The organism is Microvirga sp. P4_G7 (assembly GCF_056401005.1).
Map to the genome: position 1 here is coordinate 1 of NZ_JBFUKD010000364.1, position 3,724 is coordinate 3,724.

Annotated in this window: 4 protein-coding genes and 1 pseudogene; 1 reads left to right on the forward strand and 4 read right to left on the reverse strand. The window is 60.7% G+C overall.

Annotation, left to right across the window (positions count from 1 at the left end; translation table 11 throughout):
* The 4 genes from AC1DT3_RS14605 to AC1DT3_RS14620 form a co-directional block, all read right to left on the reverse strand.
* Window positions 1-353 (reverse strand): hypothetical protein (locus AC1DT3_RS14605; RefSeq protein WP_477465970.1); only part of this gene is annotated, 353 nt, incomplete at its 3' end.
* Window positions 354-492: 139 nt separating this feature from the next.
* On the reverse strand, window positions 493-1,281 hold the full coding sequence (locus AC1DT3_RS14610; protein WP_477465971.1) for a MetQ/NlpA family ABC transporter substrate-binding protein: 789 nt from the start codon (window positions 1,279-1,281) through the stop codon (window positions 493-495).
* 44 nt (window positions 1,282-1,325) lie between these two features.
* Entirely contained in the window at window positions 1,326-1,991 is a 666-nt protein-coding gene (locus AC1DT3_RS14615; RefSeq protein ID WP_477465972.1) for a methionine ABC transporter permease, read from the reverse strand.
* A complete protein-coding gene (locus AC1DT3_RS14620) occupies window positions 1,981-3,075 on the reverse strand; it encodes a methionine ABC transporter ATP-binding protein (RefSeq protein ID WP_477465973.1) in 1,095 nt (364 codons plus the stop codon). The genes AC1DT3_RS14615 and AC1DT3_RS14620 overlap by 11 nt, the downstream gene beginning before the upstream one ends.
* A 242-nt stretch (window positions 3,076-3,317) precedes the next feature.
* Between AC1DT3_RS14620 and AC1DT3_RS14625 the strand changes: the two are divergent.
* Window positions 3,318-3,724, forward strand: a pseudogene (locus AC1DT3_RS14625) (ABC transporter ATP-binding protein/permease); the annotation flags it as partial.

A 3,724-nucleotide genomic window follows, 5' to 3' on the forward strand; every position in this document is an offset into this window, starting at 1 on the left:
TCCGAAGCCATCTCGGACGACTTTGCGAAACGGATTTCTCCGACCGTCGTCTCGTTATCGGCGACGCGCGTCACGCTGAGGCCCGAAACGGATGTCCAGGTATCGAGCGCCTTAGCGGCGCGAGCGGTCTCGGTCGCGGAAAACTCGCCCCAGTTGCTCCACTCGTCGAGAAAAGAATAGAAGAACGCGTAATAAGCAGTCCCTTTCGGGACGCTCCATGTGAGCTCGACGCCTGCGGGATCCGCTGTGGTGCCCCATTTAGTACCCTGCACGAGCCCTCGGCCGGGACCGAAGATCGTGGTGGAGGCATAAATCTCCATCACGTTCACTGTGTTCAGCGTTGGCGTCGCCATTCGTCGTCCTGCCCTGTGAAGTTATCTCGTAACGTCAGGCGGGAATGTGTGCAATATGATTTCAATCGTCTGTGCGGGAGGACACAAAAAAACCGGCCGCGACGGGCCGGTTTTCTGAAACAATGATACGTTTTCCTTGCTACCAGCTCGTCAGTACCGCGCCTTTGAACTTCTCGTCGACGAACTTCTTCACTTCGGGCGTGTGATACGAATCGACGAGGATCTTGACCCACGGCTTGTCTTTGTCTTCTGCGCGCACGGCAATGACGTTGACGTACGGACCCTTGGGATTTTCGCGAGTCAGCGCGTCCTTGACCGGGTCGAGACCGGCCTGCGTCGCATAATTGGTATTGATGACCGCGGCGTCCACGTCTTCGAGGACGCGTGGCGCCTGAGCGGCGTCGATCTCGACGAATTTCAGCTTCTTCGCGTTTTCCGTGATGTCGATGACCGTCGGCTTGAACCCGACGCCGTCCTTCAACTTCAGTACACCTTTATCCTGCAGCAGCAGAAGCGCGCGGCCGCCGTTGGTCGGATCGTTGGGGATTGCGATGGTCGCGCCGTTCGGCACGGCATCCCAGGTCTTGTGCTTCTTCGAGTAGATCCCGATCGGGAAGTTGACCGTCAGCGCCACCGTCTCGATCTTGTAGCCGCGATCGGTCTTCTGGTTATCGAGGTAGGGCTGGTGCTGGAACGAATTCGCCTCGAGCTCGCCGGCGGCGAGTGCGGCGTTCGGCACCACGTAATCCGAGAACTCGAGGATCTTGATGTCGAGTCCCTTCTGGGCGGCGATCGGCTTTACCGCTTCGAGAATCTGCGCATGGGGGCCTGGCGTMACGCCAATGCGGACAGTCTGCGTCTGCGCCGCAACAGGAAGCGCGGCCGTGAGGGAGAGGAGGGCAGCGAGGCCCAGTTTCTTGAGAGACATGGATAAGCTCCTGGTAGGGTCGATGTTCGCGGAAGGGATGAAAATCAGGCGTGACGGATACGTTTGTTGAGGTGGCGCGCGAGTCGGTCGCCAAGGCTCTKCACGGCCTGGACGAGGACGATCAGAACGACCACCACGGCGATCATCATGTCGGGCATGAAGCGCTGATAGCCGTAGCGGATACCGAGATCGCCGAGGCCGCCGCCGCCGACGGCGCCGACCATGGCCGAATAACCGAGGAGGGATACCGCTGCGAGCGTGAGGCCGAGCACGATGCCGGGCATCGCTTCGGGGATAAGAACCTTCAGGACGATCTGCAGAGGCGTGGCGCCGAATGCGCGCGCCGCTTCGATGAGACCCTGATCGACTTCGCGGATCGCGCCTTCGATGAGCCGTGCGATGAACGGCGTCGCCGCGACGGTCAACGGAACGATGGCCGCATTGGTGCCGATCGAGGTGCCGGCGATCAGCCGCGTGAACGGAATGATCGCGACGACGAGAATGATGAACGGCGTCGAGCGCGCGGCGTTGACGATGCTGCCGAGAATCCTATTGACCCATGGCGCCGCGAACAATTCGCCTTTGCCGCTCGTCGCGAGAAACACGCCGAGGGGCAGGCCGAAGAGCGTTCCGATGACGCCGGAGATCGCGACCATCATCAGGGTCTCGCCAGTCGCGGACAGGATAAGACGGATCATCTCAGGAGACATGGCCCAGTACCTCCGTATCGAGATCGTGTTGCGTCAGGAAAGCGAGCGTCTTCGCGAGATCGGCCTGCGGCACCCCGATGACGAGAATGCCGCATGGACGGCCAGCGATCTCGTCGACGCTGCCGGCAAGAATGTTGGCTTCGATGTTGTGATCGCGGGCGAGCCGCGCGAGGACCGGGTCGGTCGCATGCGGGCCGCGAAAGCCAATACGGATCACAGCCTGGCTGTTCGGCGTTGGTTCGGCGTGGAGGCGGTCGGCGACGTAAGCTGGGAGAGCCCGACCGGTCTCGTCCGCAAGGAAGGTGCGGGTCACTTCGTGCTGCGGGCGTGTAAACACGTCGAAGACGTCGCCTTGTTCCACGATCCGCCCGTTGTCGATGACGGCGACCTCGCGGGCGATCGAGCGGATCACCGCCATCTCATGGGTGATGAGAAGAATGGTCAGGCCGAGCTCGGCGTTGATGCGGGCCAGCAGATCGAGAATGGAGCGTGTCGTTTCCGGATCGAGCGCCGAGGTGGCTTCGTCCGAGAGCAGCACTTTGGGCTGCGTCGCAAKAGCGCGCGCGATGCCGACCCGCTGCTTCTGGCCGCCCGACAATTCGGAAGGGTAACGGTCGCGCTTGTCGGTAAGGCCGACGAGGGCGAGCAATTCATCGACCCGCGTGCGGATCGCAGCCTTGTCGTAACCGGCAACCTCGAGCGGAAGTGCGATGTTCTGCGCCGCCGTGCGGGACGACAGGAGATTGAAGTGCTGAAAGATCATGCCGATCGAACGGCGGGCATGACGGAGAAAATGTTCCGGCAGGCCCGAAATGTCCGCACCGTCGACGATGACGCGTCCCGATGTCGGCTTCTCGAGGCCGTTGACCAGTCGGATCAGGGTCGACTTTCCGGCGCCCGACCGTCCGATGACACCCAGAACCGAACCCTGCGGCAGTGTCAGGTCAATTCCTTCCAGCGCAGAAACAGGCGTACCRCTGCGGCCGGTATAGACCTTAGATACTTTTTCGAGGCGAACGATCGCTTCCGCCGGAACGAGGCGTTGCAGCGAGTGATCGGCGAAATATCCAAGGGGCGCGTTCATCTCATGTCTCTTTCGCAGTAGCGAAGAAATGGATAACTACGTTCTCTATGTCAACAGTTTTGTTCTTTAAATCGGATTTTATGTTCTTCAGAACGGTCTAGYCGGCTGAGAGACCCTTGCGGGGTGCCCTTCGATCCGCCACTCACGCAATTGCAGGAATTTGTCCTTGATCTTGCCACGAGGCTAGTTGATCGGCTCCCGATCATACGACTAAACAAGAGCACAACCCCGGGGGATTTCTCATGTTGACGGCCAGCCTCGCGGCGGCAATTGCCGGTCTCGGCCTGCTCGCCCTGCGCCTCGGTGCGGAAGTTCCGTTCTCGATCCTCGTTCCGGTGGCGATGCTCGGCATGGCTCTCGCGCTCGTCTTCGCGCGGACGATGCCGAAATTTCTCAAAGTCTTCATCGCCGTTCTGGCCGTCGCGGAGGCGTTTCTCGCCCTTCTGCTCGTCGCCCAGGGCCTGGGCGCCATCTCGGAGGATTGGAGCGGATACGTTCCACCTGCTTCGATGGCGATCGGCGCGACCATCTTCGCGTTTGTCATTTTCGGCGTTTCCCGAATTCCGGTGATCCGCACGATCATGACGATCGCGGATCGCTATTATGAATCGCGCGTCGCGAGCGTCATCCATATCCCGTTCCTCGGACC